Annotated in this window: 22 protein-coding genes and 3 pseudogenes; 8 read left to right on the top strand and 17 right to left on the bottom strand. The window is 67.5% G+C overall.

Going from position 1 to position 24870, the window contains the following annotated elements; all coding sequences use genetic code 11:
- Positions 1–60: 60 nt before the first annotated feature.
- The 6 genes from ACFXGX_RS24685 to ACFXGX_RS24660 all read right to left on the bottom strand — a co-directional run bounded on the left by ACFXGX_RS24685 (position 61) and on the right by ACFXGX_RS24660 (position 5960).
- Entirely contained in the window at positions 61–1410 is a 1350-nt protein-coding gene (locus ACFXGX_RS24685) for a ferric reductase-like transmembrane domain-containing protein (protein WP_384794974.1), read from the bottom strand.
- A gap of 204 nt (positions 1411–1614) precedes the next feature.
- Positions 1615–1959: a DoxX family protein gene (locus ACFXGX_RS24680; RefSeq protein ID WP_384794972.1), complete on the bottom strand. Its 345-nt coding sequence runs from the start codon at positions 1957–1959 to the stop codon at positions 1615–1617.
- Positions 1960–2422: 463 nt separating this feature from the next.
- Complete coding sequence (locus ACFXGX_RS24675; RefSeq protein ID WP_384794970.1) at positions 2423–3982, bottom strand: FAD-dependent oxidoreductase; 1560 nt, start codon at positions 3980–3982, stop codon at positions 2423–2425.
- Positions 3979–4884 (bottom strand): alpha/beta fold hydrolase, encoded by a 906-nt coding sequence (locus tag ACFXGX_RS24670; RefSeq protein ID WP_384794968.1) that lies wholly within the window; start codon positions 4882–4884, stop codon positions 3979–3981. The genes ACFXGX_RS24675 and ACFXGX_RS24670 overlap by 4 nt, the downstream gene beginning before the upstream one ends.
- 18 nt (positions 4885–4902) lie before the next feature.
- Complete coding sequence (locus tag ACFXGX_RS24665; RefSeq protein WP_384794966.1) at positions 4903–5736, bottom strand: alpha/beta fold hydrolase; 834 nt, start codon at positions 5734–5736, stop codon at positions 4903–4905.
- Positions 5737–5741: 5 nt separating this feature from the next.
- On the bottom strand, positions 5742–5960 hold the full coding sequence (locus tag ACFXGX_RS24660; protein WP_384794964.1) for a hypothetical protein: 219 nt from the start codon (positions 5958–5960) through the stop codon (positions 5742–5744).
- 56 nt (positions 5961–6016) lie between these two features.
- On the opposite strand from ACFXGX_RS24660, the gene ACFXGX_RS24655 reads away from it, so the two are divergent.
- Entirely contained in the window at positions 6017–7036 is a 1020-nt protein-coding gene (locus tag ACFXGX_RS24655) for an alpha/beta hydrolase (RefSeq protein ID WP_384794962.1), read from the top strand.
- A 587-nt stretch (positions 7037–7623) separates the two neighbouring features.
- On the opposite strand, the pseudogene ACFXGX_RS24650 reads toward ACFXGX_RS24655, so the two are convergent.
- The 6 genes and pseudogenes from ACFXGX_RS24650 to ACFXGX_RS24625 all read right to left on the bottom strand — a co-directional run.
- Positions 7624–7902 (bottom strand): annotated as a pseudogene (locus tag ACFXGX_RS24650) (phosphotransferase); the annotation flags it as partial.
- A complete protein-coding gene (locus ACFXGX_RS24645) occupies positions 7899–8081 on the bottom strand; it encodes a hypothetical protein (RefSeq protein WP_384794960.1) in 183 nt (60 codons plus the stop codon). The pseudogene ACFXGX_RS24650 and the gene ACFXGX_RS24645, both read right to left, overlap by 4 nt.
- Before the next feature lie 150 nt (positions 8082–8231).
- On the bottom strand, positions 8232–11441 hold the full coding sequence (locus ACFXGX_RS24640; RefSeq protein WP_384794958.1) for a tetratricopeptide repeat protein: 3210 nt from the start codon (positions 11439–11441) through the stop codon (positions 8232–8234).
- Positions 11442–11490: 49 nt separating this feature from the next.
- Positions 11491–12039, bottom strand: coding sequence for a trypco2 family protein (locus tag ACFXGX_RS24635; protein WP_384794956.1), 549 nt, complete (start codon positions 12037–12039; stop codon positions 11491–11493).
- A gap of 270 nt (positions 12040–12309) precedes the next feature.
- Positions 12310–12639 carry a hypothetical protein gene (locus ACFXGX_RS24630; protein WP_384794954.1) on the bottom strand — a complete coding sequence of 110 codons (330 nt, stop codon included), beginning with the start codon at positions 12637–12639 and terminating at the stop codon, positions 12310–12312.
- Between the two features lie 139 nt (positions 12640–12778).
- On the bottom strand, positions 12779–12994 hold the full coding sequence (locus ACFXGX_RS24625; protein WP_384794952.1) for a hypothetical protein: 216 nt from the start codon (positions 12992–12994) through the stop codon (positions 12779–12781).
- A gap of 191 nt (positions 12995–13185) precedes the next feature.
- Between ACFXGX_RS24625 and ACFXGX_RS24620 the strand changes: the two genes are divergently transcribed.
- Positions 13186–13365 (top strand): hypothetical protein, encoded by a 180-nt coding sequence (locus ACFXGX_RS24620; RefSeq protein ID WP_384794950.1) that lies wholly within the window; start codon positions 13186–13188, stop codon positions 13363–13365.
- 486 nt (positions 13366–13851) lie between these two features.
- Here the strand turns inward: ACFXGX_RS24620 and ACFXGX_RS24615 are convergent, their stop codons facing one another.
- The 3 genes from ACFXGX_RS24615 to ACFXGX_RS24605 all read right to left on the bottom strand — a co-directional run bounded on the left by ACFXGX_RS24615 (position 13852) and on the right by ACFXGX_RS24605 (position 14749).
- A complete protein-coding gene (locus ACFXGX_RS24615) occupies positions 13852–13998 on the bottom strand; it encodes a hypothetical protein (RefSeq protein ID WP_384795042.1) in 147 nt (48 codons plus the stop codon).
- Positions 13999–14132: 134 nt separating this feature from the next.
- The gene (locus ACFXGX_RS24610; protein ID WP_384794948.1) at positions 14133–14510 is read right to left on the bottom strand and encodes a toxin Doc; all 378 of its coding nucleotides are present in this window, start codon (positions 14508–14510) and stop codon (positions 14133–14135) included.
- Positions 14510–14749: a hypothetical protein gene (locus tag ACFXGX_RS24605; protein WP_384794946.1), complete on the bottom strand. Its 240-nt coding sequence runs from the start codon at positions 14747–14749 to the stop codon at positions 14510–14512. Before ACFXGX_RS24605 ends, ACFXGX_RS24610 begins: the two co-directional genes overlap by 1 nt.
- A gap of 203 nt (positions 14750–14952) precedes the next feature.
- Between ACFXGX_RS24605 and ACFXGX_RS24600 the strand changes: the two genes are divergently transcribed.
- Positions 14953–15342, top strand: a complete 390-nt coding sequence (locus ACFXGX_RS24600; protein WP_384794944.1) for a hypothetical protein — start codon at positions 14953–14955, stop codon at positions 15340–15342.
- 20 nt (positions 15343–15362) lie between these two features.
- Here the strand turns inward: ACFXGX_RS24600 and ACFXGX_RS24595 are convergent.
- Both ACFXGX_RS24595 and ACFXGX_RS24590 read right to left on the bottom strand, forming a co-directional pair.
- A pseudogene (locus ACFXGX_RS24595) lies at positions 15363–16481 on the bottom strand (IS630 family transposase).
- A 107-nt stretch (positions 16482–16588) separates the two neighbouring features.
- Positions 16589–17137, bottom strand: a complete 549-nt coding sequence (locus tag ACFXGX_RS24590; RefSeq protein WP_384794942.1) for a GNAT family N-acetyltransferase — start codon at positions 17135–17137, stop codon at positions 16589–16591.
- Between the two features lie 910 nt (positions 17138–18047).
- Here ACFXGX_RS24590 and ACFXGX_RS24585 point away from each other — a divergent pair.
- The 5 genes and pseudogenes from ACFXGX_RS24585 (at position 18048) to ctaD (ending at position 24703) form a co-directional block, all read left to right on the top strand.
- Positions 18048–19001, top strand: a complete 954-nt coding sequence (locus ACFXGX_RS24585; protein WP_384794940.1) for a TIGR03557 family F420-dependent LLM class oxidoreductase — start codon at positions 18048–18050, stop codon at positions 18999–19001.
- Between the two features lie 734 nt (positions 19002–19735).
- Complete coding sequence (locus ACFXGX_RS24580) at positions 19736–20575, top strand: SigB/SigF/SigG family RNA polymerase sigma factor (protein ID WP_384794938.1); 840 nt, start codon at positions 19736–19738, stop codon at positions 20573–20575.
- Between the two features lie 414 nt (positions 20576–20989).
- Positions 20990–21319 carry a hypothetical protein gene (locus tag ACFXGX_RS24575; RefSeq protein ID WP_384794936.1) on the top strand — a complete coding sequence of 110 codons (330 nt, stop codon included), beginning with the start codon at positions 20990–20992 and terminating at the stop codon, positions 21317–21319.
- A gap of 282 nt (positions 21320–21601) precedes the next feature.
- Positions 21602–22807: pseudogene (locus tag ACFXGX_RS24570) on the top strand (IS256 family transposase).
- A 228-nt stretch (positions 22808–23035) separates the two neighbouring features.
- Positions 23036–24703, top strand: a complete 1668-nt coding sequence (ctaD, locus tag ACFXGX_RS24565; RefSeq protein WP_384795034.1) for a cytochrome c oxidase subunit I — start codon at positions 23036–23038, stop codon at positions 24701–24703.
- Positions 24704–24870: the final 167 nt, after the last annotated feature.

Genomic DNA, 24870 nt, shown 5'->3' with positions numbered 1-24870 from the left:
GCAACCGGTCGCCGGATGTTCAGGCCTACGGCTGTCGTGACCCGAGTGGTCGGCGGTTCGTCAGCGGAAGGCGAAGTGTTCGGCGTGGAGGTGCTCGCGGGGGACGCCCTGGCGGTGGAGGGCGCGGGTGAGGTTTTCGATCATTGAGGCGGGGCCGCAGAGGAAGATGTGCGTGGCGGGGGTGATCGGTCCGGCCTCGGCCTGGATTCTTTCGGCGGTCAGACGGCCGTGGTGGCGGCTGAACGTCGGGTGGAGCCGGAACTCGGGGCGGTGTGCTGCCGCTGCGGTGAGTTCCGGGAGGAACGGTGCGTCTTCGGCGGTGGGGGCGCAGTAGAAGAGGTCGGTTTGGGCCGGCGCTGCACCGGGGTGGGTGAGCCAGCCGAGGAAGGGCGCGATACCGATGCCGCCCGCGATCCATATCTGCCGGGGTCCGCCGAGGGTGTGGTCGAACATGCCGTAGGGGCCCTTGAGGGTTGCGGGGTGTCCTTCGCTCACGTCCGTGTAGAGGCCGCGTGTACCGCGGCCCAGGGCACGGATGGTGAGGCGTACCGAGCCGTCGTCCTGCGTTCCTGCGACGCTGAAGGGGTGTTCGTGCCACCCGCCGACGCGCAGGTAGACGAACTGGCCTCCTGTCACGGGAAGCGCCGTCTTGCCGGTGGGCGTGAGGGTGAGGTCGAGGATGTCGGGTGTCGGCCGCTCGACACGGTGGATGGTGTAGTCCGCCCGGGGTTCCCTGTGCCGTAGCACCAGTTCGTCGTAGGCGTAGGCGGTCATGCCGATGGTGGCCATGGTGACGTAGATCGCCAGGAGGGGCGTGGATCCGTTGATGATGAGATCGAGGAACCAGCCGTGCAGCAGCGCCGACAGGAGCAGCAGGCCGGTGAGGCGGTGCAGGAACAGCCAGCGCTGGTAGGGCAGTCGGAGGATGCGGCCGACCTGGCCGAGTGAGATGAGGACGAGCAGCAGCAGGCCGATGGTGGAGACGGCACCGAGGAGATGGCCCATTCCTACCGACGCGGTTTGGTGGGCGTAGCCGTGCTGGCTCCCGTCGAAACCGGAGAAGAAGTGGAGGAGCAGGTGGGGGGTGAGCAGGAGGATGGACCAAATGGCGTACCGCTTGTGCTGCCGGTACATGCGGTCCAGGCCGCCGAACCACTGCTCCAACCACATCAGGCGGGTGGCCAGCACCAGGGTGCAGGACATCAGGTAGGCGGACAGGACGCCGGCGAACTCGCCGATGAAATAGACGGCGCTGAGGCCCTCGGGCCTGAGCCAGTCCCAGGCCAGGTAGAGCATGACCGCTCCGGTCGTGACCGACAGGGGTCCGACGTGGCGCTTTTTCAGGCGCGCGTCCAAGGGGGCGCGTGCGATCCGGATAGCGTAGATCGCTATCGCGATCAGGACGGGCATCGTCTACCCCTCGGGGTCGGCACTGTGGACGAAGGGGCGCTGGTGAAGTCGGCGGACCGTGGGGGCGCGGCTTGAGCGCCATCGGGCCCAGGTGGCTGCGGTTCCTGCCACTCTAATATTGGCTACAGTGTAGCCGTTTCTCTGCTTTCAGGGCGACTGCTGGCGCTGCCCATCCGTGGAGGCGTGGACTCGATCGGCAGCGCTTCAGGCGAACAAGGCCGCGAGGTATGAGGCGACAAGCACCGCGCACACGGCGGCGGGCACGAGTTTGGCAACCTGGTCGCCCTTGCGCAGGTGCACGACCACAGCTCCGGCGAGCAGCAGGAGAAGCCCGGCCCCCGCGAGGCCGCCGAGCGGCGGCACGGCGAGGCCGAGCGCCACGCCGGCGACTCCTGCCAGTTGCAGCACGCCGATGCGGCGGTAAGCGGCGACGGAGAAGCCGGTCTCGGCGGCCAGCTCGCGTGCCTTCGGCAATGCGAGCGTGTTGAGCACTCCGCTTGCCCCGAAGATCAGGGCGATGAGGCAGGCGAGGGTGATGGTGAGGATCATGAGGTGATTCCAGGGTGTCGGCGTCGGGGCGGCGGGGGCGTCAAGGGTGACGACCCGATGGCGCGCAGGTCGTCACGAGGCTGTTATTGGATGGGCGGGCCCGGTCGGGTTGCCGTCCGGGCGCATCGCGCGGCGTCCAAACGGGCGATTTGGTCGATCAGGTCAGGGCTTGTCGGCGACGGTCCACTCTTGTGCATTCGTCGCACAGGGTGCCCCGCCCCGGCACCGGAGCCTGGGAGTTCCTGCTGCTCGCTGGCCGTGACGTCGGCGGCACCCTGGCTCGGGATGGTGCTTCGGGGCGTCGCGCAACAGCCGTTCCCGCGCAGGCTGGCCGATGATGACGCGGTCGGAGAAGTCGACGACCTCGGTGTCCGACCGGTGCGGCGTCATCGTGCCGTCGTGCGCCCCGCCCAGCAGTGTGCGGCTCATGCAGGGACCCCGGACCGGGTTAGGTGTGGCGCGGCTAGGGCATGGTGCGGCTCTTTGTCGGCGGCGTCATCGCCCGCACGGCGGCCTGCGTAGTGGTGCGGAAGTCCCGGGTGGCGATGTGCCCGATGTAGCCGTCGGGGCGGATCAGCAGCACCGTGTTGCCGGTCAGGCCGTAGGCACTGCGCAGCGTGTTGCCGTGGTCGGAGAAGGCGCGGCCGTCGCCCGCGGCCGATCCGACGGTCAGCCGCTTCAGCTGGGCGCCCGTCGTCGGCCAGTCGAGGAGTTCGAGGTCCCGGGCGGCGCCGGGGCCGTAGGCGATGGCGGTGAAGTGCGGTCCCTGGAAAAGGTTGAACAGGCGGGTCTCGGCGCCCTCGGCGCCGAGCAGTCGAGCGTCCGGGGCGCGGTCGCCCACGTGCAGCGTGCCGGTGTCGCTGCTGTCGCCGTCGGCGGGGCCGAGCGGGCCGCCGTAGTAGGTCAGGGCGAGCTGCTGCTCGTCCTTGCCGCGCTTCATGCTGGAGGGGTCGAGCTTGGCGATGCCGCCCCACTTCTCCGTGGACAGTCCCAGGACCCCGGCGGCGATCGGCTGCCGCTCGGCCTCGTAGGTGCCCAGCAGGGCCGGGTCGGCTCCGGCGAGGACCTGGCCGAGCTTCCAGCCGAGGTTGTAGCCGTCCTGCATGCCGGTGTTCAAGCCCTGGGCACCGGCCGGGGTGTGGACGTGCGCCGCGTCGCCGACGAGGAAGACGCGTCCGCGACCGTAGTGCTCCGCAAGACGGATATTGGGCCGGAACACGGACTTCCAGTGGATCTCGTGCAGCTGGATGTGCCGGTTGCGGGTGTGGGAGTGGATCCGGTCAATAATGGCGCCGATCTCCTGGGGCGGCACCTCGTCGGGCGTGAGCCGGATCATCCACTGGAACATGTCGCTGCCGGGGAGCGGGCAGGCGGCGATGAGCTTGCCGCCGAGGCCGGGCCACATGTGCCACCGGTTGCGGGCCAGGCCGCTGACGGAGGCATCCACGATCAGCACGCGGTCGGACTCGTCCGTCGTCCCGGCGAAACCGATGTCGAGCTGCTTGCGCACCGCACTGGAGCCGCCGTCGGCCCCCACGGCGTAGCGGGCGACGACCTCCTCGACCCCGTCCGCGCCCACCACCTTGGCGAGCACCGTGTCCTCGTCCTGCGTCAGCTCGGTCAGTTCCTTGCCGAACTCGACCTCGCGGCCGAGCTCACCGAGCCGGGCGTGCAGGGCGCGGTCCGTGCGGAACTGCGGGATCAGCCAGGTGTTCGGGTACGGGACGTCCGGGGTTGCCTCTATGGTGGGGAACATCCTCCACGGCATGCCGAGGGGTCCGGCATGGAGCCCGAGCTTGGGATAGAGGTCGCCGCCGGCCAGCACGTCGTCGAGAGCGCCTAGGTCTTCGAGGACTTCGAGGCTGCGGGGCTGGATGCCCTTGGCGCGCGAGCCGTCGAAAGCGTGGGGGGACCTGTCGACGATCCGGACGTCGAGTCCACGGCGTACGAGGTCGATCGCCAGGGCGGAGCCCGAGGGGCCGGCGCCGACGATCAGTACGTCGATGGTCTGCGGGTTGTTCATGAGTCGAGCCTTTCGGTGCGTGCGGACACGAACGAGACGAGCTGATCGGCGACGTCGCGAGGCCGTTCGAACGGGGCCATGTGCCCGCACTTGGTGATGACGTGATGTTTCTGGGGCTTCAGCAGGGCGCGCGCCGCGTCGAAGTGCACCGGCGGCGTGACGGTGTCCTCGTCGCCCCACAGCAGCAGCGTCGGAATGCCCAGCGCCCCCGTCCGCCGGAAGAGGTCGTCACGGCCGGCGAGAGGCAGGTGCTGCAGGGTGTCGAAGACCGCGTACAGCGAGCCCTCGAAGCGGAGGGTGCCGAGGACCATCTCGGTCAACTTCGCGCCGAGCTCAGGGTCCCGGACATTGTGCCCGAGGTGCCCCTGGAGCAGCTGAAGGCCGCGACGGCGGGCGACCACTCCGGCCAGCAGGTCGCTGCGCAGCAGCCGGTCGGGGGAGGCCAACCGCGGTTTCGCAAGACCGGCGGGTCCGACGATGGTGAGCGTGGACAGCGATGAGCGGTACTGGGCGGCGTACGTCATGGCGACGAGTGCGCCCATGGATGTGCCGACCAGGTGCAGGGGCCGCGCCGTCAGGCCGAGCCGGTCCGTCAGCTCGGCCAGCTGGCGCGTGAACAGCGTCTCGTCGTATCGCGCCTGTACCCGGTCGGAGTAGCCGCGGCCGTAGGCGCTGCAGGTCAGCGTGCGCAGCCCGTGGGCGTGCAGCTCGCTGACGAGGCCGTCCCAGTAGGACAGCGGGATGGTCAGACCGCCCGCCATCAGGACCACGTCCCCAGCCTCGGGCCCCGTCAACTCGTAGTGGGTGACGCCGGCGGACAGCTCGACGAAACTGCCGCGTAGTTCCTTGCGCGAGTCGGCGGTGAGCTTGCGGTCCTCGCCCGGGGCGACGAAGTACTTCATGGCAGGGTCTCCTTGCCCTCAGTTCGCGGGGGTGCCGGCGCGGGAGCCGAGGAACTTCGCGATCGCGTCCGCGACCCACTGCGGTTTCTCCTCCGGCAGCAGATGGCCGCCGTGGGGGTGGACGAGCTCCTGGGCGCCGGGGATGTCGCGGGCGAAGTGCTGGCCGTCGATGCTCGCGCTGCGCAGCACTAGCGTGGGCACCGTGATGCGGGGGATCTGCGCGCTTCGATCCGGCTGGCCGGTGTTGCAGAAGTCGACGAAGGCCGACCGGTTACCGGTGCGGCTCATGAGCTGATAGGCGCGGTCCACCATGACGTCGTCCACGATCTGCGAACGCGGCCCGACGGCCTCCCGCAGGCTGCGCTCGATGGCCCCGCGCGGCATCACCCGCCTCAGCAGGGGCCGCACCAGCGGGTTGCGAGTCAGGCGCATCCCCGCGGGCACCGTCTTCTCCGGGTAGCCGGTGGCATTGACCAGCACCAGGCCGGTCAGCCGCTCCGGATGATCCAGCGCAACGTTCCAGGCGATGTTGCCGCCCAGGGAATTGCCGGCCAACGCGTAGCGCGGCACGCCCAGCACCTCCGCGAAGCCCGCCACCGTCGCGGCGTACGCCGGGATCCGGTAGTCGCGGTCCTTGCGCGGGCCCGTCAGTCCGAACCCCGGCAGGTCGGGACGGATGACGTCGAACGAATCCGACAGCAGGTCCGTCGCGCGGTCGAAGTGCTGCAGGGACGAGGCACTGCCGTGCAGCAGCACGAGTACCGGGCCGTGCCCGGCGCGCTTGTAGTGGATCCGCAGGCCGTCCACCTCGACGAACCGGGAATCGGGCTGGGGCTCAGACCAGGTATTCATAATGGCTACACTGTTACCGATAAGGTGGTCGTGTCAAGCGGAAGCCCTCGTCGCGGGCGTGGCCCCGCCTCGGCCGACTCCTGCACGGCAACCCAGATCGCGACGACGCCGAAGCGGCCGACCATGTCGCCGAGGATCTGCTGCGGATGTTCGGCCTTCCCGGCGGCAAGGCCGAGATCTGCCGGCAGCCACTGCCCGACCTGGAAGGTGCGGCCGACCGGCAAGGCGCCACCCCTTGAAGCCGAGAACCGCGACCACCCGAACGAAAGGCGTGCAGTACATGACACTCCGACGCGTTCTCAGCGGCCTGGGCGCCGCAGCAACTCTCGGCGCTGCCGCAGCGATCAGCGCACGTCGCCGCGCTCTGGCGGCAGTCCCCCGCGAGCTGCGGCACCCCGTGCTCTTCCTCCCGCTGAACTTCAGCAACCCGGTCACTCTGGCCATCGCACGCCGCGTCGTGCCCTTGGCGGGAGCCGCCTCCAGGCCCGGCGTCCGCATCGAGCAGCGCACACTGCCGGCCACGACCGACGACCCCTCCGTCGAGGTGCTCACCTACCAGGCACCATCAGGCCAAGCGCCACGCGCCGCACTGCTCTGGATCCACGGCGGAGGAACCGTCATGGGTGCCGCTCAGCAGGAGAACACCTGGTGCAGCCGCGTTGCCGACGAACTCGGCGCTCTGGTCGTCAGCGTCGACTACCGCCTCGCACCCGAAAATCCGTACCCCGCAGCTCTGGACGACTGCATCGGTGCGCTCCGCTGGCTTCACGCCAGTGCCGCCGCCCTCGGCATCGATCCCGCACGCATCGCCGTCGGCGGCGAAAGCGCCGGAGGCGGACTCGCCGCCGCCGTCGTCCAGCGCGCCCACGATTCGAGAGTGCCGGTCCGGTTCCAACTCCTCCTCTATCCCATGCTCGACGACCGCACGGCTCTACGCGTCGACCCACCGAACAGCGCCCTCTACACCTGGACCCCGGACTCCAACCGCTTTGCCTGGACCTCCTACCTCGGCCGCCCGCCACAGGACCGCGACGATCGCCCCTACATTGCGGCGGCAAGGCGTAAGAACCTCGCCGGGCTGCCGCCCGCGTGGATCGGCGTGGGCGACCTCGACCTGTTCCACGACGAAGACGTCGACTACGCCCGACGCCTGAGCGAGGCCGGCGTCGCCTGCGAGCTGCGGCTCGAACCAGGCATGTACCACGGTGCTGATGCCTTGCTCGACGGTAAAGCACCTTCGATGACCGCTTTCCGCACCGCCGCCCTGGACGCTCTTCGAACTGCCCTGGCAAAGCCCTGACCGCCCCGGACATGCCGAACCAGCCTCGGAGGACGGGACGGCCTCTACGGCACCGGGCCTCCGCCCCTCGACACGCATGCCGGCCTCGGTGAACACCGGTACAACTGGCAGCACGCTCGCGCCGATCGGCACCTGACCGGCGCGAGCGTCCTGACGAGGTCTTCGTTCGAGGACCAGGTTGCTCCGGCCGACAGGCTCGACTGGAGTCGCTGTGGCCACGACGCGAGCACCTGCCCACCAACCGGCTTGAGCTCGGCGGCGAGCGCAGGGGGATGGTCTTCTGGGTCCAGGAGGACTGGTCGCCCAGCACGGTGAGCAGCAGCCTCCGGCCCGCCGACCGCCGATGTCATCCGCCAGGACGTCACCGAGTGTGTCCCTCCAGAGCGCCTTCAACACGCTCATTCAATAGGGAACTCCTCGAGCTCTACACCGGCCAGCGCCACCGCGCGACCCGCCTCATCCTGATCGGCGGCCCCCTGCCGGACCGGCGCGCACACCGAGCCCCGCACAGCCGCATCGCCCACCTCTAGCGCGGGGTCTGCCGCCTTGCAGTCGCGATACCGGGATGGCGCGCAGCTGAGAGGCGGAGGGCGGCGCCCGGATGGTTCGCCGAACCGCACCGGGGTCGGCACCGGGAGCGGCAGGCGCGGGGCCAGCACGGGCAGCCACCGCCGCTCCTTCAGCTGGGGTTCCCCGGTAGGGTCCATGCGCTGCATGCGCACGGCCAACTCGTCCCCAAGTCGCCACATTTGGTTGCCCCAGCCGCCTGCCACCTCGCGGATGGCCAGCCCTGCAAGGTCTGGATGTTGCTCATTCAGCAGGTCACGGACCAGGTCTGCGGTGATCTCGATCTCGGTGTCGGTCATGCGAAGGCACAGTACCGAGGCGGCAGTCGGAGCGGCTCTCGTTCTCCGGAACGTCTGACCTTGGGACGTCCGCCGTGGTTGCCCTTCTTCGCAGCGGTGACCTGGCCTTCGAGAGTCGTCTCCCGGTTGTGCTCGATCTGCCCGGCGACGGCGAGCACGGCGAAGAACATCGCGCCCATGCCATAGGGGTCGTAGATCGCGGTGGACGGTTCGGTGAGGAGTTCGAACTGGATGCCGGGGCCTGCCGCTCGGTCGACAGCGTTTTCAGTTCGGCCGCGTTGCGGGCCAGGCGCTTGAGCTCGTGAACGGTGAAGATGACCTCGGTGTCGTCAATTGTGGGAATCGGGCCGGAGTGAATTCTCCCTGAGCCAGCGACGGACTGTCTCTGCCTCCGCCTGACGCCCGAGCCCCTCAAGCAGAGCTGCTTGGAGGCCCAGAACCTCATGCAGTCGCGGGAGCACGGACGGCATTGTGGCAAGGTATGGGCGGTAAAGCTCTATAGCCTCTCCTGTCACGCATAGCGCCGCGGAAAAATCACCAGCCCCCGCAAAATGGGCGCCGAGTTTGGTCAGCGAGGTAGCGAGGGCGGGCTCATAGGCAGCCGGATCGCCCACCGCGAGCCGACGGTATATCTCCTCCGCCTCGCCCGTCGCGCGTAGCGCCCCGAGAAAATCACCAGCCCCTGAAAAATCAGCGCCGAGGTTGGTCAGCGAGGTAGCGAGGGCGGGCTCATAGGCGGCCGGATCTTCCACCGCGAGCCTACGGTAGATCTCCACGGCCTCTTCGGCGGCGTTCAGAGCCTTATCCCAGCGCTCCGCCTCCGCAAAATCAGCGCCGAGGTTGGTCAGCCAGGCGGCGAGGGCGGGCTCATAGGCGGCCGGGTTCTCCGTCGCGAGCCGGCGCTGGATCTCCACCGCCTCCTCGGCGGCGGCGAGCGTCTCGTCCAGGCGGCCCGCTTCCGCCAACTCGATGCTGAGGTTGGTCAGCGAGGTGGCGAGGTCGGGCTCGTAGGCGGCCGGGTTCTCCGTCGCGAGCCGGCGCTGGATCTCCACCGCCTCCTCGGTGGCGGCCAGAGCCTTACCTCGGCGCCCTGCCTCCGCCAACCGAATGCCGAGGTTGCTCAGCGAGGTGGCGAGGTCGGGCTCGTAGGCGGCCGGGTTCTCCGTCGCGAGCCGGCGCCGGATCTCCACCGCCTCCTCGGCGGCAGCCAGGGCCTCACTCCGGCGCCCCGCCGCCGACAGATCAACGCCGAGGTTGGTCAGCGAGTGCACGAGGTCGGGCTCGTAGGCGGCCGGGTTCTCCGTCGCGAGCCGACGCCGGATCTCCACCGCCCTTTCGGTGGCGGCCAGAGCCTCATCTCGGCGCCCCACCGCCGACAGATTAGCGCCGAGGTTGGTCAGCGAGGCGGCGAGGTTGGGTTCGTAGGCGGCGGGGCTGTCCGCCGCAAGTTGCTGGTAGGCGCGCGTGAGGGCAGTGGTGAGGCGAAGGGCAAGGGAGCTGGTGATGCGGGACGGGGAGGGGAGTGCCTCTGCCGCAGTCTGGACGACTTGGTAGGCGAGGGAGGCGGTGTCCAGAGCCGTGTCTAGCGTGTGCAGGACGTCTTCGCTGTCTGTGGCGCGGCCGGCGTTGTAGTGAGCGATGGCGGCACGGGCCAGGACGATGATGAGCTGAGCCTGCTGTCCAGAGGCTGCCGCACCGAGCAGAGCAGGCAGCGTGAAGTCGCCTTCAGCGAGGGTGCTGGAGGCGTGGTACTCGGCGATGCGGTCGGGTTGAAGGGAGCCCCAGTAGCGGCCGCCGTCGGCTGGGTACAGGGAGGCGAGCCACTTTGCGGCGAACTTCGTCTGATGGGCGGGCAGGCCGGGCAGGGTCGTGATGACGTCCACTGCCTCCTTCTCCGTGCCAGCTCCGCACAGGGCAGCCACGGCCACGGCAGCTGCCAGGGTGGAAGTCGGCAGGTCGAGCTTGTAAGCGGCCCCTTTCGCGCTCTCTTCCCAGAAGCGCTCCTCATGTAGGAGGAGGGTGCTCTCCAGCGTGGTATCGGGCGATGTGTCGACTGGGCGGGGTCCGTGCTGCAAGAGGGAGACCAGGGCGGTCATCTGCAGCGTGAGGACGTTGTCGTAGCGGTAGTCGTGCAGGTCCGCAGGGGGTCGGAGCTCGGCGGCGAGGGAAGTCCAGTCGTGTGCGGGCAGGTCAAGCAGCGGGAGGAGGCGGGCGAGGTCGTGGGCCGCCTCGTGGAAGGCATCGTGCCGGGCCCGGGCGGGCCGGCTCGTCGGAGTGAGCGGGGCGAGCGGGACGACCGGGGCCCTTTTGAGAAGTTCCCGCACAGCGGGAACCTTCGCGAGGGAGCTGGTGCGCCATGGGCCGTCGGAGCGAGCGAGCAGCAGCACGCGCACGCGTTGGCGGGAGCGGTGCAGGTTGGTGATGAGGCTGGAGAGCAGGCGAGGGCGGGTCTCCGCGTAGTCGACGACCAGGAGCAGGTTCAGAGAGGTGGACAGGGTGGTGAAGTCGGGTGGGACGGCGACCGGAGCGGGGTCGTCGGTGAGGTCGGAGCTCAGGTGTCCGGTGACCCAGCCGCGCCAACCGAGGGTTTCGGTGAGGCGGCGAGCGAGGCGGGTCTTGCCCTGTCCTCCGGGACCGGTCAGCACACGTACCTGGATGGCAGGCGTGCCGTTCTCGCACCATGCCTGCAGGTCGGCGAGTTCACTGTCGCGGTCGTGAAAGGCGACGGCTTCGGCGTCGGCACGCAGCAGAGCGGCGGGGGAGGAAAGGTTGCGGTCGACGGCGGCAGGCTTGAGCAGGCGGATGGGTTCGACCGGTTCGAGGGCGGGTTCCCAGCCGGTGTGCTCGGTGATGAGCGTGCGGAAGGTTTCGTCGGCGAGGAGGCGGGCTGCGGGAGTTGCGGTCAGGCGGGTGCCTCCGGCATCGGCCTGACGGTCGCGGCGCACGACGCCGCACAACAGGTCGTCGCCGTCGTTGTCGACGGTGAGGACGGCGGCGCCCGACATGCCCGACCAGCGACTCCCGCTACCAGCGACGTCTGCCGCCGCGAACGTGGGGTTTTTGCCGATGAGTTCGTAGCGGCCCGCCAGAGAGCCGGTGCCCGGGGCGATATCGCCGAACAACTGCTCGTCCCCGCGCCGACCGTCGGCGATGTCCTTTTGCATGCGGGGGAAGCCGGTCGCGGCGACCGGCTGAGGGCGGTTTCCGATGATAAGGCCGTAGCGCTGGGGCGGTCGGGTGAGCATGTCACCTAGGGACTGCGGGACCTGCCAGCAGGGGTCTTCTGTGATCTCTATCAGCGCGGCGTCCATGCTGGCGTCCTTGCGCTGCCAGCGCACCACCGCAAGGAACAGCTGCTCGCTGGTGTCGGGAAGGGTCACCATCACCGGGCCGTCGGCGTCCGGGTCCATGTGGTCTAGGACGTGGGCGGCGGTCAGCACCAGCCGCGGCGCGACCAGGTAGCCCGATCCGAACCCCTTGTTTCTCACCCCCTTCACGAGCCGGTTCACCCGGATCTGCACTCGCCGGTCCAACTCCATCAGCTGCTCCCCGCTGCCTCGCCGATGCCTGCAGTACCCGCCAGCAGGTCTATACCTCGTCGCTGACGTCGATGTCACCGCCGTCAGGCCGATGCGGGGTCAGCTTCACGCTCACCGTGTGGGTGGCCTTGCTGCCGCTTTCCTTCTTCGCGCCCAAGCTGATCACGCTCCATCGCAGACCGCCGTCGACGCCCTTGGTGCCGGTCAGCTCCAGGCCGAGGTCCAAAGTGATCTCCCCCATCGTGAACAGCACCCCCCGCTGTCCTGTGCCCGCAGGGCGAGCAATCCGGTCCTGCGCCTCGGCGACCTGATCCCGCAGCAGCGCGATCGCGTCCGCCAGATCCATCCACTCCTGATCCGAACCGTTTGCGTTGCCCACCAGAATCCCCCTCTTCTCCACCCCGTTGGCAGCAGACTTATCCGGCAACACCAATCCTCCCGGAACGAACCAGCGGAAACCATCCCGAGATCGTCGTGTTCTTCGACAACCTGACCCGCGCCCGGCCCCGACTCCACCGCCACACAGGGGCGAGCCGTTGTTCTTCTTGAAGGTTCCGTACGCATTGGCCTGCTCATCAGGCAGGAATTCCACCGGCACACGGCGGACCGTAGTCACGCCACGAGTCCGTACAGCAGGCTTGCCCAAACTGCCCCGAGAACACTGATCGCTGTGTACAGCTAGCCGACCGCGGTCGTTCTCAGCGCCAACGGCTGTACCGATGTCCCGAGGCCAGTGAGGCCCGTGGGTTCAGGCAAACCGAAGTCTGTTCAGCGGGAACTTGCGGGTCGGTCCGTGTGCATCAGCTGGGCGAATCGATGGGTTCGGCGGGAACCGTGGGGTGGGCGGCGAGGCGGCGGGCTTCGATGGTCACCTCGGCATCGACCTGGTCCACGGTTCTGTCGTCGTATCCGAGGATGTCGTACTCGCAGCGAGGCGCTCGGTTAGAGGCAGCTCATGTCCGTGGCTGACGAACCGGAAGGTGAACTCCCAAGGCGTGAGCTCTCCGGCGAGCATGCGGCGTGCGAGGGTTCGGGCGGCGGCTTCCTGACCGGCCTCGCTGCCGACCGGATAGAAGGCGAGGCCGAGTTCGTCGAGTGCTGCGGGAAGCAGGTCGTGGACGTCGTAGTCCGCCTCGACGCGCGCAGGCGGCGAGCATTCTACGGCCGGGGGTGTCGAGTCCAGCGACGAGCGCATCACAGGCGGCATTCACCACGTCGCTTGCGCGGATTTCCCCCATGTCCCAGAGAGCGGCATGGTCCTGTAGAGCGATTGCTGCTGCTTCAGCCGACGTCACTCGCCCATGATTCCTTCACGGTGCGTCCAGGTCGACCAGATTTCATCGAAGGTGCTGTTCAGCGGCCTGTTCCAGGATGGCTCGTGCGGAGTCCGCGTAGCGCATGCGGGTTTTCTCGTCGAGGCCGAAGACCTCGGCAAGGTGGAGTGGGTTAGGGCCCTGGACCATGGCCTCTTCGAGCTGTCGGTCGACGCGGAGCCGCTCCAGGGTGGCGTCCTGTCCGCGCGTCGGCGCGCTGATCCATCGACCCCCCGCCACGAGCCCCTCAATGACACACCGTTAGAGAGGCCCTAGTTCAGAGAAGTGACCAGGCCAAAGCTGATGGCGCCGGACCAGATGGTGCGGGGCATGCAGAGTCCTCCGTGGTGGGCCGCCTCACCGCCAGGCTATGGCGGCGGCCCGACGGTCGCACGCGGGCCACTGTGGGTCCGACCAGCGATGATGTCCCCATGGCGATCACGATGCAGAACTTTGGGCTCACCTGGACCGACCCCGACGGCACCCCGCGCGCGGCAGCCGTCGCCTACGACAAAGCCAGCGCCGAGGACCGGAAGGCACGCCTCGAAGCCGGCGACGCCACCCACGTGGAGATCATCGAGGCGAAGCCAGGTGAACTGCCAAAGGTCTGACGGCCAGCTGCCGACGCCGCTACGTTGACGCCTTCACCACGCACATCTGGGGGCTCTCCATGAAGGCTGTCTGGTACCTGCTCGCCGCCGTCCTTGGCGGCCTTGCCCTGGCTGGCCTTCGGCGCATCGCCCACTATTCCGATGTTGCAACGCTCAGCGGCGACGTAGGCATCACGCTGTTGTGCCTCGCCGGCTCGTGGGGTTGCCTCAGGCGTGTCGCCATCCTTCGGGAGTCTCCTGAGCAGCCGCCTCAGGCCTGAGGCGAGGCAGCCGCATGGCCTCCCGTGGGGTGCCCCTATGTGTTTGGTCAAGGTGGCGGGTGCCGGGCAGGAGGCCGTCTGGCACTCTGCCTGCCATGAGTGATGAAGCGCGTGGGCAGGAATCAGCTGATGAGGGCATGCGTCCGTGCGTCTTCTGTAATCACCCTGTCGTGATCGACTGTCTCGACGAATGGGACTGCCCGATGTGTGGCGTGCCCGAGGAGAATCAGCCTGAGGTGGCGGGCCGGGATTCATAGAAGGTTCCGTCGCGGCGCATGGCGAAGAGGACGTCGGCTCGTCGCCTGGCGAGGCAGAGCAGGGCCTGGGTGGCGACGGAGGCCACCACGAGATGAGCGGCATCGCTCGCCTGCACAATCTCACCCTCGCCGGATGGACAAGCGGACCGAACGCCGGTCATCCGCACTCGCCCGAAGATCCTTTACGGGACAGGTCTCCGGTTGGTTCGTATCCATTCGGAAGTGATGTGCGCCTGCTCCGTTGCCGGCGTCAGAGCCGCCAGGACCGGAGGATGTCCGCAATGGCGAAAATGCTCAGCCGAGTCTCACGGACCTTACGGATCAGTTCAGGCAGAGCTCCGTAGGGAGGGTCGATCCCTTCTCCTGACTGATCCATGTACTGGGCGGTGACGAACGCGGCGAAGAGGCTGTTTCGGTGGGGGAGCGGCTCGAGACGCACGAGGGTGTGCATAAGCGCGGCCGCGCGCCATGCAGTGTCAGGGTCGGATGTGGCGAGCGTCGGCATGCGCGTCTTGTGGCGTGCGACGGCCGCGACAAGGGCCGAGTAGTCGGCCACCGCCACGTCGTCGTGGCCGAGCGCGGCCTCCTGGACGTCCAGCAGCCACGCGACATCGATGTACAAGATCATCAGGCGGCGGCAGCGCCTCGATCGCGGTACGCGGGGGGAACCTCGTCGGGGAACGCCTCGTCGAACTCTTCGCGCAGCCTGTCCGCCCATCGAACAGCGCCACTCACGAACCGTTGGCGCTGCCCCTCGCGAACACCAAGATCGTGCAGGTACTGCTTGAGACTCTTGCCTTCGGCTGCCGCGGAAGCGCGCACAGCTTCCATCTCGTCGTCGGTGAAGGTCACATTCAGTGATGGCATACCGGGATGGTACCTAGTCGGTACCTGCTCCCGCGACCCTATGCGCACATTCCACCCGGCAGTGCGTCGGCGCTTCGAGTCTCCGCACACGTCTAGTGCTGTGACCGCGAAGGTTCACCGGGTCAGGGTGAGCTGCGAGTTGGGATGGTCTGGTCAGCGGTGTAGGGAGCCTGCCGTGCCCCCGGCTCTGCGACGATTGCTGAGTGAGCAAGCAAGAGTGGGACACATTGACCAAGTCTGAAGAAGCCTTCATGGTCAATTCCTATGAGATCGACATCCTGCCTGGTGTCTGGGGCGATCTCGACGAAGCCGACCAGTCCCGACCGGTCAACGAGCTGGCGGGAATCTTGCTCGCTCTCGTCGATCGTGGGTGGATCGAGGTCCGCCGACTCGCGCCGTGGACCTCCCCCGCCGGGGAGAACGGCTTCCAGCCCGGCGAGCTGGTGCCTCGTGATCAGCTTCCGGCGATTCTCGAAGACGCGGCCAATTGGGAGTATCCCGAAGACGGGAACTGGATTGGCGCGTTGACCCTGGTCGAGACCGAAGCGGGAAAGAAGATCACTCGTCTTTCTCCCGAGGAGATGGCCGGGTAGACCGCTGTGGCGGAGAAACCTTAGGCCGCTGCCAGCGGTCGGCCGCCCCAGCGGAGGCCCTTCTCGCTGCGGATACGGGCTCGTTCGCGGCGTTGGGCGGCCAGGACGTCGGGGTGGCGGGCATTGGCATTGCGCCAGCGCAGGTGGCGGTGCAGCTCGCGGGTCTGCACGGTGTGGTTGGGGTGGTTCGAGTTGGCCAGGGTGAACTGCCGCAGCGGCCCGAAGTGCGCCTCGATCGGATTGGCCCAGGAGGCGTTCGTCGGGGTGAAGCACAGCTCGACGTTGTTCTTCCACGCCCACCGGCGGATCTTGGCGCCCTTGTGGGCGGAGAGGTTGTCCATGATCACGTAGATCGGGGCGCCGTCGGGGCGGGCGGCGCGGATGGACCTGAGCGCGGCCAGGCTGTTGGCGGCGCCCTTGCGGCGGCGGTTGACGCCCCAGAGGGAGTCGTCGCCGATGGAATAGCAGCCGTGGAAGTAGGTCACGCCGTGGGTGCGGTGGTAGGTCGCCGGGACCCGGTCGGGCCGACCCTGTTCGGCCCAGCAGGATCCGCCGGTCGGGCGTATTCCGAGCGGCCCGAACTCGTCGAACGCGAAAACGCGGTCAGGGAAGCGGTCCAGAACGTGCTCGATCCGGTCCAGCTTGGCATCGCGGTCAGGATCGGTGGACTCCTTCCCAGGTCTTGGTCCGCTGGAAAGTGATGCCGCGTCGGGCGAGCAGGCAGCGCAGGGCCTCACGGCCGATGCGGATCACCCGCCCGTGGACTCTGCGGAGGTATGCGGCGAGCTTACGGATCGACCAGCGGGTGACGGGCTGGGCGAGCTGGCCGGGCGGGTGGTGGCCGTCTGAACGACGAAGTCCTCGTCCTCAGGACTGAGTTGGCGGGGACGGCCTCCCGCCCACTGAGGGTCCAAGCAGGCCAGGCCGATCTCGTTGAAGCGGTGAATGACATCGCGCACCGTGTCCTCGTCGGCCGCCACCAGCTGGGCGATCACCGGCACGCGGTTCCCGCCGGCAGAGGCCAACAGCATCATCGCGCCCCGGTAGCGCACCGAGCTGGTGCTGCCCCGCCGCACGATCTGCTGCAGCCGCTGCCCCTCCTGGTCGGTCAGTCTGCGGACTTTGACCGGCTCTGCCACCACGCCTCCACGCACTGGATTGGATGTGTCCCCACATCCAACCGGCCCACAGCCCCTCACCGCCAAGCGCGACCCGGTGAACCATCACGGTCAGAGCACTAGCTAGGTCAACCGGACGGCGTGACCGAGGACCACACGCCGAACCACTGCTCGGCGCCGTACTCCTCGAACCGCTCCACCTCGGTGAACCCCAGCTTGGCCGCGAGGCGCATCGAGCGGTCGTTGGCGGTCTGAGTGCAGAGCACCACCGGCTCGCTGGGGAGGGCGTCGGCGAACCAGTCGAGTGCCGCCGCGCACGCCTCGGCGGCGTACCCGCATCCCCACGCTTCCGGCAGGAACATGTAGCCGAGTTCGGCCTCTCCCGCATCCGGACGAACGTGACCTGGACGCTCTGCGTCGCGCCGATCGAGCGTGATCATGCCGATCATCACTCCGTCGAGATCGATCACGAAAAAGCCAGGGCGCCGCCCGGGTACCTCAGGTGCCGTGCGCTTGAGCTCATCACGCGGTCGCGGGCCACCGATGAAGGTGCCCACCTCTGGCGAGGCGAACAGCTCGATGAACACCACGCGGTCGCGGGCCTCGGACTCGCGGAGCACAAGCCGTCCGGTCCGTATCGGGGCAGGTGGCCAGGCGACGGGACCTAACTCAGTCATGGCGGGCAACCTATCGCACGCCCGTGAAAGAGATCCGAAAGAGAAGGCCTAGCACTGGCGCTGGCGGGCTGTGAGCCACGTGAGGCGCCTCCGCGCGCTGGAGCGTGGGTCGCGTCCCGCCAAATACACCGAATCGGCCGACGCGACCTGTCCGTGCCGAGACGCTTAGCTGAAGACAGCGACGCGACGGAGGGGACGCGATGGGGGGTACACCGCGGTGCATCCGCAGTGGGGACGGATCGACGCGTCGCTGGAGGACCTGGGGTGCGGCCGCGCGTGGTCGGATGTCCACCGTGTCACGGGCATGGAGCTGACGTGCCCGCAGTGCCAGGGGCGGGTCTTCGCCCGGATCTCGCAACACCGCCTTCCGCACTTCTACCACCAAGTCAGGCCGCCCGACTGTGAACTGGCGAACGAGTCTGCCGCCCACCACCTGCTGAAACTGGAATTTTCCGACTGCGCTGCCAGTGTCCGGATCGCTCGTTTGAGCGGCTTTTGACGCTGTCACGTTCTTATTTACCGATCCTGGCAAGCCTGTTCGTCTCGTAGGGTGCAAGAACCACGGCTGGTTCCAGAGCCCAGGCTTCCGGTGAACACCTTGCCCCACGCCTGCCGGGGTAGTTGTGTCGGCGCATCCGGCGCCCGCTCCTCCACCTCGGGCCCGGGCCCCGCCTCCTCAGGAGTCGGCACACCGTCGACATCGTCTTGCTCTTTACGCCCCGGAGGGCTGAATCTCGTCATTTGCCGCCGAATACCCCAGCTCACGGCCTTGAGCAGCAGACTGCCGGACTGATCAGTAGGGGGGCGGAGGGTCAAGCGGACTGGCGCGCCCGGATCACTGTGCGTTCACGGGGGCAGGTGCTGGGTACTCGCCGCTCAGCACTGCCCGATCATCAGGTGAGGGGCGCCCATGACTACGTACGGCTACTTCCTCTCGTCGGAGGAGTTCACCCCGGCAGAACTGATCGCTCAAGCGCGGGCTGCGGAGCAGGCCGGATTCACGGCGCTGGCGATTTCCGACCACTTTCACCCGTGGAACGACGAGCAAGGCGAGAGCTCCTTTGTGTGGTCGATGATCGGTGCGCTGTCCCAAGTGTGTTCGCTGCCGATCACGACGCTGGTCACCTGTCCCACTGTGCGGATGCATCCAGCCATCAACGCACAGGCCGCAGCTACCGCAGCCGTGCTGACGGGGGGCCGCTTCCGGTTCGGCCTGGGCACCGGTGAAGCACTCAACGAGCACATCCTGGGGGACCCCTGGCCCGAGGCGTCTGAGCGCATGGACATGCTGGAAGAAGCGGTGCAGCTGTTGCGGAGGCTGTTCACCGGCGAACAGACCACACACAAGGGCCGGCACTACACAGTGGAGAACGCCCGCCTCTACACGCTGCCGGCCGAGCCGCCGCCGCTCTACGTATCCGGCTTCGGGCCGCGCGCCGCCGAGCTGGCCGGCCGAATCGGCGACGGGTTCGTGACGATGAGCCCGGACGAGGGCCTGGTCGGGCAGTTCCGCCGGGCCGGAGGCGGCCAGAAGCCCGTCATCGGGGGAGTGAAGGTCTGCTGGGCTGCGGACCGGGCACAGGCCATCAAGACCGTCCACCGGCTGTGGCCCAACCAGCAGCTCCCCGGCGAACTGGCGCAGATCCTGCCCACTCCTGCCCACTTCGAGCAGGCTTCCACCCTGGTCACGGAGGAGATGATGGCCGACGCAGTCATCTGCGGCGACGACAGGGACGCGCACCTGGGCGCCGTATCGCAATTCGCCGATGCCGGCTTCGACGAGGTCTATGTCAATCAGATCGGACCTGATCAGGAAGGCTTCTTCGACTTCTACCGCACCCGGATCCTCCCCCATCTGCACTGAGCCAGCCACGGCCGACGAGCTCCGCGACCAGGCGGCAACTGGGTCCTGGGAAACGACGCGAGGGGCCCGGAGTCGGCTGCCGGGCCCCTCACTGTTGCGCGCATGAACCAGTGCGCGGCGCCCTGTTCAGCACACCGCCCTGCAAACCGGGCGGAGCGTTGAACGGCAACGGAAGCGACCCGCGCGTGGGGATGGGAGCCGCTCCGCCTTCATCGTGTCGCCGGGCAGGGCGATCGGCGATGCGAGGAGGTCGTTCGAGTGAGGACAAGGTCGAGTTCGCGTTGGTAGGCGGTGCGTCCGCTGGTTTGCGCCACATGATCGATTCCCCCGATCGCGGCCCGGGGGACTGGCGCCCGACCCTGCCAGCTCCCGTGGCGCGAAGTTGGGATGCGCACTGGTCAGAGACGGCCACCGGCTGAATAGACATGGCCGACGCTGGCCAGTCGCGCCAGGAAAGGCGGCCGATAGCCCAGCACTCGAACAGGCGGCCCTGGTGTCGGGAACGGATACAGGTCGCTGAACGGCAGGGTTTGTGGGTGAGGGCGCGGGGCAGGCGGGGTTGTGTGCTTCGGACCGGAGGCGCGCGCCCAGCGGAGATATGCCGCGCGGCCCGCAGCCTTCGCTGGTGGTCTGTGTAGCTCTTCTCTGTACGGCATGTCCCATCACTCTCGTTCGAGCCCGCCTCCACAGTTTCTGGCGGCGGTCCGGACGCGCCGTCCAGGAGGGACCCCCGCGTGCAGACCGAGATGTCCCCTCGCCGCCCGCACACCGACAACGCCTCCAAACCTCACAGCGCTCCACCTGCCTCCGTAGACCGCGGCTACGACAACTCACCCGACACTCTCGGGCTCTTCGTCGAGATGTCGGAGCTGGACGACGGGCCGGAACGGGACGCGCTGCGCAACGAACTGGTGAGCACCTGGCTGCCCATGGCCCACCGGATCGCCAGCCGGTTCCGTGGCCGCGGCGAAGCCATCGAGGACCTGCGCCAAGTCGCGGCCCTTGGCCTGGTGAAGGCCGTCGACGGCTTCGACCCGTCCCGCGGCGCCTTCGAGAGCTACGCGGTCCCGACCATCACAGGCGAGGTGAAACGCGACTTCCGGGACCGGATGTGGGCCGTACGCGTCCCGCGCCGGGTGCAGGACCTGCGCAACCGCGTACGCATCGCCCGCCGGGAACTGAGCCAGCGCCCCGGCGCCGCCGATCCGACCCCTACCGAGATCGCAGCCCACACCCGCCTGACGGAAGAAGAAGTAAACACCGGACTGGAAGCCATGGAGAGCTTCAGCGCCCTCTCCCTCGACGCGCAGATGGGCCCCAGCGAGGACGGATACAGCCTCGGCGACACCCTGAGTGCCGCCGACTCCTCCTTCGACACCATCGTGGACCGCGAGGCAGCCAAGAAGGAACTGCATCGGCTCCCCGAACGGGAACGGACCGTCCTGTATTTGCGCTTCTTCGAGGACATGACACAAGCCCGCATCGGCGAGAAGCTCGGCATTTCACAGATGCACGTCTCCCGCCTCATCTCTCGTAGCTGCGCCCGTGTACGTAAAGCGGCTCTGTCCCAGTGATCGGCGAATCAACTACGCAAAGGGGGTGGGCGCAGATGCGTCAGTTACTGGCCTTCGGGGCCAGCGATCAGTCTGTGGCCTGCGCGGAAAATGAGCAGGTAGTGCTGGCCAGGCAGCTGCAGAGTCGCGGGGACCGGCACACCGCGGTGGAGCATACGAGAATCGCAGTGCTGGCCCTGGGGCGGTTCATTCCGGTGGGAACAGTCCTGTCTGAGGCCTCTCGGCGCGCGGATACCGCGCTGGGCCGTGCCGCGGAACTGCTCACTGGCTGGGCGCCCGCCGTCGAACGCGATCTGGGTCTTCGTGTGGCCCTGGAAGAGGCGATCTGGGAGTTTCATGGAGCTTCCCCGAGTCCAGCATTCCGGGCGAATTCGCGCGCAAATGATCCGATCCCCGGGACGGGGGAGGACCGTGGTGGACCACGCGCTTGAGAACGGCGTGCTCGTCCTCACCCTTGACGATGAGCCCGGTCCACAGCTGCACAATTTGGCGAGTCTGATCAGTGACCTGGTCCATGTGCATGCCCCCACGCCTGCGGTCATCGTTCTCGGTGCCGTGGTGACCGATGCGATGATCGAAGCCGTTGTGGAGGCGCACCACAGGTGCCGGCAGGTCAATGTTCTGATGTCGGTGGCGACGCCCAACGCCTCCGTCCGCCGCACTCTGCAGGCTCAGGGCAGAGGCCTGGTTGTTCACGCCCGCATCGATACCGCCATCACCACAGCCGACGCCACTCCCGCATAACTGCCGGCACCATCCCTGCCCCGTCAGGACACACGCCGGAATCTGTCTCGGGCGGTCACGCTCCATTGCAGCATCAAGCCCGCCCGGACTTCCGGAGGAATCTGAGCAGACAACGGGTGTGCCGCTCGTAAGGAGCCGGGAGTGTAAATCTAACGGCGGATCCGACGATCATGGGAGAGACGTCAAGTGACTGAGACCGCCGTGGAGTTGGAGACCGTGGAGCCTGTCGAGAAGGACTTGTCCGGGCCGCCTGTGCCCGTGTCGGACGAGCAGTTGGTGGCAATGCTGGTGGAGCGGGCTCGCTCAGAGGGACTGCAGCTGACCGGGCAGGGCGGGCTGCTGCAGCAGCTGACCAAGCGGGTCCTGGAGTCCGCCCTGGAAGGTTAGATCACTGATCACCTCGGCTACGAGAAGCACGACTCAGCCGGCCGGGGCAGTGGCAACTCCCGCAACGGGGGCCGGGCCAAGACTGTGCTGACCGACGTCGGGCCGGTCGAGATCAAGGTCCCGCGTGACGTGTCGGGCACGTTTGAGCCACAGATCATCAGGAAGCGGCAGCGCCGGCTGACCGGGGTCGACGAGATGGTTCTGTCGTTGTCCGCGAAGGGGCTCACGCACGGCGAGATCGCCGCCCACCTGGCCGAGGTCTACGGGGCCGAGGTGTCCAAGCAGACCATCTCCTCCATCACCGACAAGGTGATGGAGGGCATGGCCGAATGGCAGAACCGGCCGCTCGACCGCGTTTACCCCGTTTTGTTCGTCGATGCGATCAACGTCAAGATCAGAGACGGGAAGGTCGCGAACCGTCCGATCTACGTGGTGATGGCCGTGACCGTGGACGGCACCCGCGACATCCTCGGCATCTGGGCCGGCGACGGCGGCGAGGGAGCGAAGTACTGGCTGCACGTGTTCACCGAGCTCAAGAACCGTGGCCTGGACGACGTGCTCATGCTGGTCTGTGACGGGCTCAAGGGTTTGCCCGAAGCCGTGGAGGCCGTCTGGCCTCGCACGATCGTCCAGACGTGTGTGGTGCATCTGCTGCGGAACTCGTTCCGTTACGCCGCCCGTCAGGACTGGGACAAGGTCGCCAAGGCTCTCAAGCCCGTCTACACCGCACCCGGCGAGGACGCAGCCACGGAACGCTTCCTGGAGTTCCAGGAGGCGTGGGGCCGGAAGTATCCGGCGATCGTGAAGCTGTGGTCCGACGCCTGGGCAGAGTTCGTGCCCTTCCTCTCCTTCGACGTCGAGATCCGAAAGGTCATCTGCAGCACGAACGCGATCGAGAGCGTCAACGCACGCATCCGCCGAGCTGTTCGCGCCCGCGGGCACTCCCCCAACGAGGCCGCCGCCCTCAAGTGCATCTACATGGCGCTGATGAGCCTGGACCCGACCGGGAAGGGCCGCAGGCGGTGGACCATGCGCTGGAAAGCACCCCTCAACGCGTTCCAGATCGCCTTCGAGGGACGCCTGACCCCGAGCAACAACTGACCATCAACAACCAAGATCAGCCGTTAAATTGACACACCCATCCGGGCGACGGGCTTGGCCAGGGAATGAGCGCGTCTGGGAACCCCGCTTTCGACACGAGTGGTTCCGCGGACGGATGAGCGTGCACCTTTGATTCATATCCGGGACGTTAGGGACTGAATATTCCTGATGGGGCGCAGTTTTTGACGGAGGTTGCTGGTGACTGCGGATACGGAGTCGGCCACGTTGGTGCCGACCGAGGGGCGGCGCGGTAAGGGCCGCATCGTCGTGGTCTGGTTGACCACCACGGATCATAAGAAGATCGGGCACCTGTACCTGATCACGTCGTTCGCGTACTTCCTGTTCGCGGGTGTGCTGGCGCTGCTGCTGCGCGCTGAACTGGCGCGGCCGGGACTGCAGATCCTCTCCACGGAGCAGTACAACCAGACGTTCACACTGCACGGCACGATGATGCTGCTGCTGTTTGCCACGCCGACCTTCGCCGGCTTCGCGAACGCGATCATGCCGTTGCAGATCGGGGCCCCGGACGTGGCGTTCCCGCGGCTGAACATGCTGGCGTACTGGCTCTTCCTGTTCGGCGGGCTCATCGTCATCGGCAGCCTGTTGACGCCGCAGGGCACGGCGGACTTCGGATGGACGGCCTATACCCCCCTGAGCGGTGGGGAGCGGTCCCCGTATGTCGGCGGCGATATGTGGATTATGGGGCTGGCGTTGTCCGGGTTCGGCACGATCCTCGGTGCGGTCAACTTCATCACCACCATCATCTGCATGCGCGCTCCCGGTATGACCATGTTCCGGATGCCGATCTTCACCTGGAACGTGCTGCTGACCTCGGTCCTGGTGCTGCTGGCGTTCCCGGTGCTGGCGGCGGCGCTGCTGGTGCTGGAGGCCGACCGCCGCTTCGGTGCCCAGGTCTTCCAGGCCGAGAACGGGGGAGCCATTTTGTGGCAGCACCTGTTCTGGTTCTTCGGCCATCCCGAGGTATACATCCTGGCCCTGCCGTTCTTCGGCGTGGTCACCGAGATCCTGCCGGTCTTCTCCCGCAAGCCGATTTTCGGCTACATGGGGCTGGTCGGCGCGACCATCGCGATCACGGGCCTGTCGGCGACGGTGTGGGCGCACCACATGTTCGCCACCGGGGCGGTGCTGCTGCCGTTCTTCTCCTTCATGACGTACCTGATCGCGGTGCCGACGGGGGTGAAGTTCTTCAACTGGATCGGCACGATCTGGCGGGGTTCGCTCAGTTTCGAGACCCCCATGCTGTGGGCGACCGGTTTCCTGGTGACGTTCCTGTTCGGCGGGCTGACCGGCGTCATCCTTGGGTCGCCTCCGCTGGACTGGCACGTCACCGACACCTATTTCGTCGTGGCGCACTTCCACTACGTGCTGTTCGGCACGATCGTGTTCGCCATGTTCGCCGGATTCCACTTCTGGTGGCCGAAGATGACGGGCACGATGCTCGACGAACGTCTGGGGAAGATCCATTTCTGGACGCTGTTCGTCGGTTTTCACATGACGTTCCTGGTGCAGCACTGGCTCGGTGCGGAGGGAATGCCCCGCCGCTACGCCGACTATCTGGCGGTGGACGGCTTCACCGCCCTGAACACTCTTTCCTCCATCGGCGCCTTCCTTCTCGGCCTGTCCACCCTGCCCTTCCTTTACAACGTGTGGAAGACCGCCAAGTCCGGCAAGCGCGTCGAGGTGGACGACCCGTGGGGTTACGGGCGTTCGCTGGAGTGGGCCACCTCCTGCCCGCCGCCGCGCCACAACTTCCTCACCCTGCCCAGGGTCCGCTCCGATTCCCCCGCCTTCGACCTGCACCACCCCCAGATCGCCGCGCTGGATCAGAAGGAACACAGCGGACGGCGCGACGCGATCGACCCCACCGGTGAGTGAGGCCGACCCGGCATGAGCGACGAACCCATGAAGGACCGGCCGCCACGGTCCGTGGCGGCCGGCGTCAACGACGTCGAAGGGTTTTTGCTGCTGCAGGCCCAATACGAGGCCGCACAGCGCGAAGCACAGCGATTCACCGAGCGCATGCCCTGGCTGACCACCGCCCA

Source organism: Streptomyces sp. NPDC059371, assembly GCF_042751995.1.
Classification (GTDB): domain Bacteria; phylum Actinomycetota; class Actinomycetes; order Streptomycetales; family Streptomycetaceae; genus Streptomyces.
Note: the sequence above shows the minus strand (reverse complement) of the source record. Positions and strands in the feature narration are given on the sequence as shown.

Excerpts from the sequence above, each read along its gene's own strand:
- ACFXGX_RS24655 (WP_384794962.1), top strand. The coding sequence starts at position 6,017 with ATGACACTCCGACGCGTTCTCAGCGGCCTGGGCGCCGCAGCAACTCTC.
- ACFXGX_RS24680 (WP_384794972.1), bottom strand. The coding sequence starts at position 1,959 with ATGATCCTCACCATCACCCTCGCCTGCCTCATCGCCCTGATCTTCGGG.
- ACFXGX_RS24665 (WP_384794966.1), bottom strand. The coding sequence starts at position 5,736 with ATGAATACCTGGTCTGAGCCCCAGCCCGATTCCCGGTTCGTCGAGGTG.
- ACFXGX_RS24620 (WP_384794950.1), top strand. The coding sequence starts at position 13,186 with ATGGCGATCACGATGCAGAACTTTGGGCTCACCTGGACCGACCCCGAC.
- ACFXGX_RS24675 (WP_384794970.1), bottom strand. The coding sequence starts at position 3,982 with ATGAACAACCCGCAGACCATCGACGTACTGATCGTCGGCGCCGGCCCC.
- ACFXGX_RS24645 (WP_384794960.1), bottom strand. The coding sequence starts at position 8,081 with ATGGGCGCGATGTTCTTCGCCGTGCTCGCCGTCGCCGGGCAGATCGAG.
- ACFXGX_RS24670 (WP_384794968.1), bottom strand. The coding sequence starts at position 4,884 with ATGAAGTACTTCGTCGCCCCGGGCGAGGACCGCAAGCTCACCGCCGAC.
- ACFXGX_RS24610 (WP_384794948.1), bottom strand. The coding sequence starts at position 14,510 with ATGATCTTGTACATCGATGTCGCGTGGCTGCTGGACGTCCAGGAGGCC.
- ACFXGX_RS24640 (WP_384794958.1), bottom strand. The coding sequence starts at position 11,441 with ATGGAGTTGGACCGGCGAGTGCAGATCCGGGTGAACCGGCTCGTGAAG.
- ACFXGX_RS24685 (WP_384794974.1), bottom strand. The coding sequence starts at position 1,410 with ATGCCCGTCCTGATCGCGATAGCGATCTACGCTATCCGGATCGCACGC.
- ACFXGX_RS24605 (WP_384794946.1), bottom strand. The coding sequence starts at position 14,749 with ATGCCATCACTGAATGTGACCTTCACCGACGACGAGATGGAAGCTGTG.
- ACFXGX_RS24590 (WP_384794942.1), bottom strand. The coding sequence starts at position 17,137 with ATGACTGAGTTAGGTCCCGTCGCCTGGCCACCTGCCCCGATACGGACC.
- ACFXGX_RS24585 (WP_384794940.1), top strand. The coding sequence starts at position 18,048 with ATGACTACGTACGGCTACTTCCTCTCGTCGGAGGAGTTCACCCCGGCA.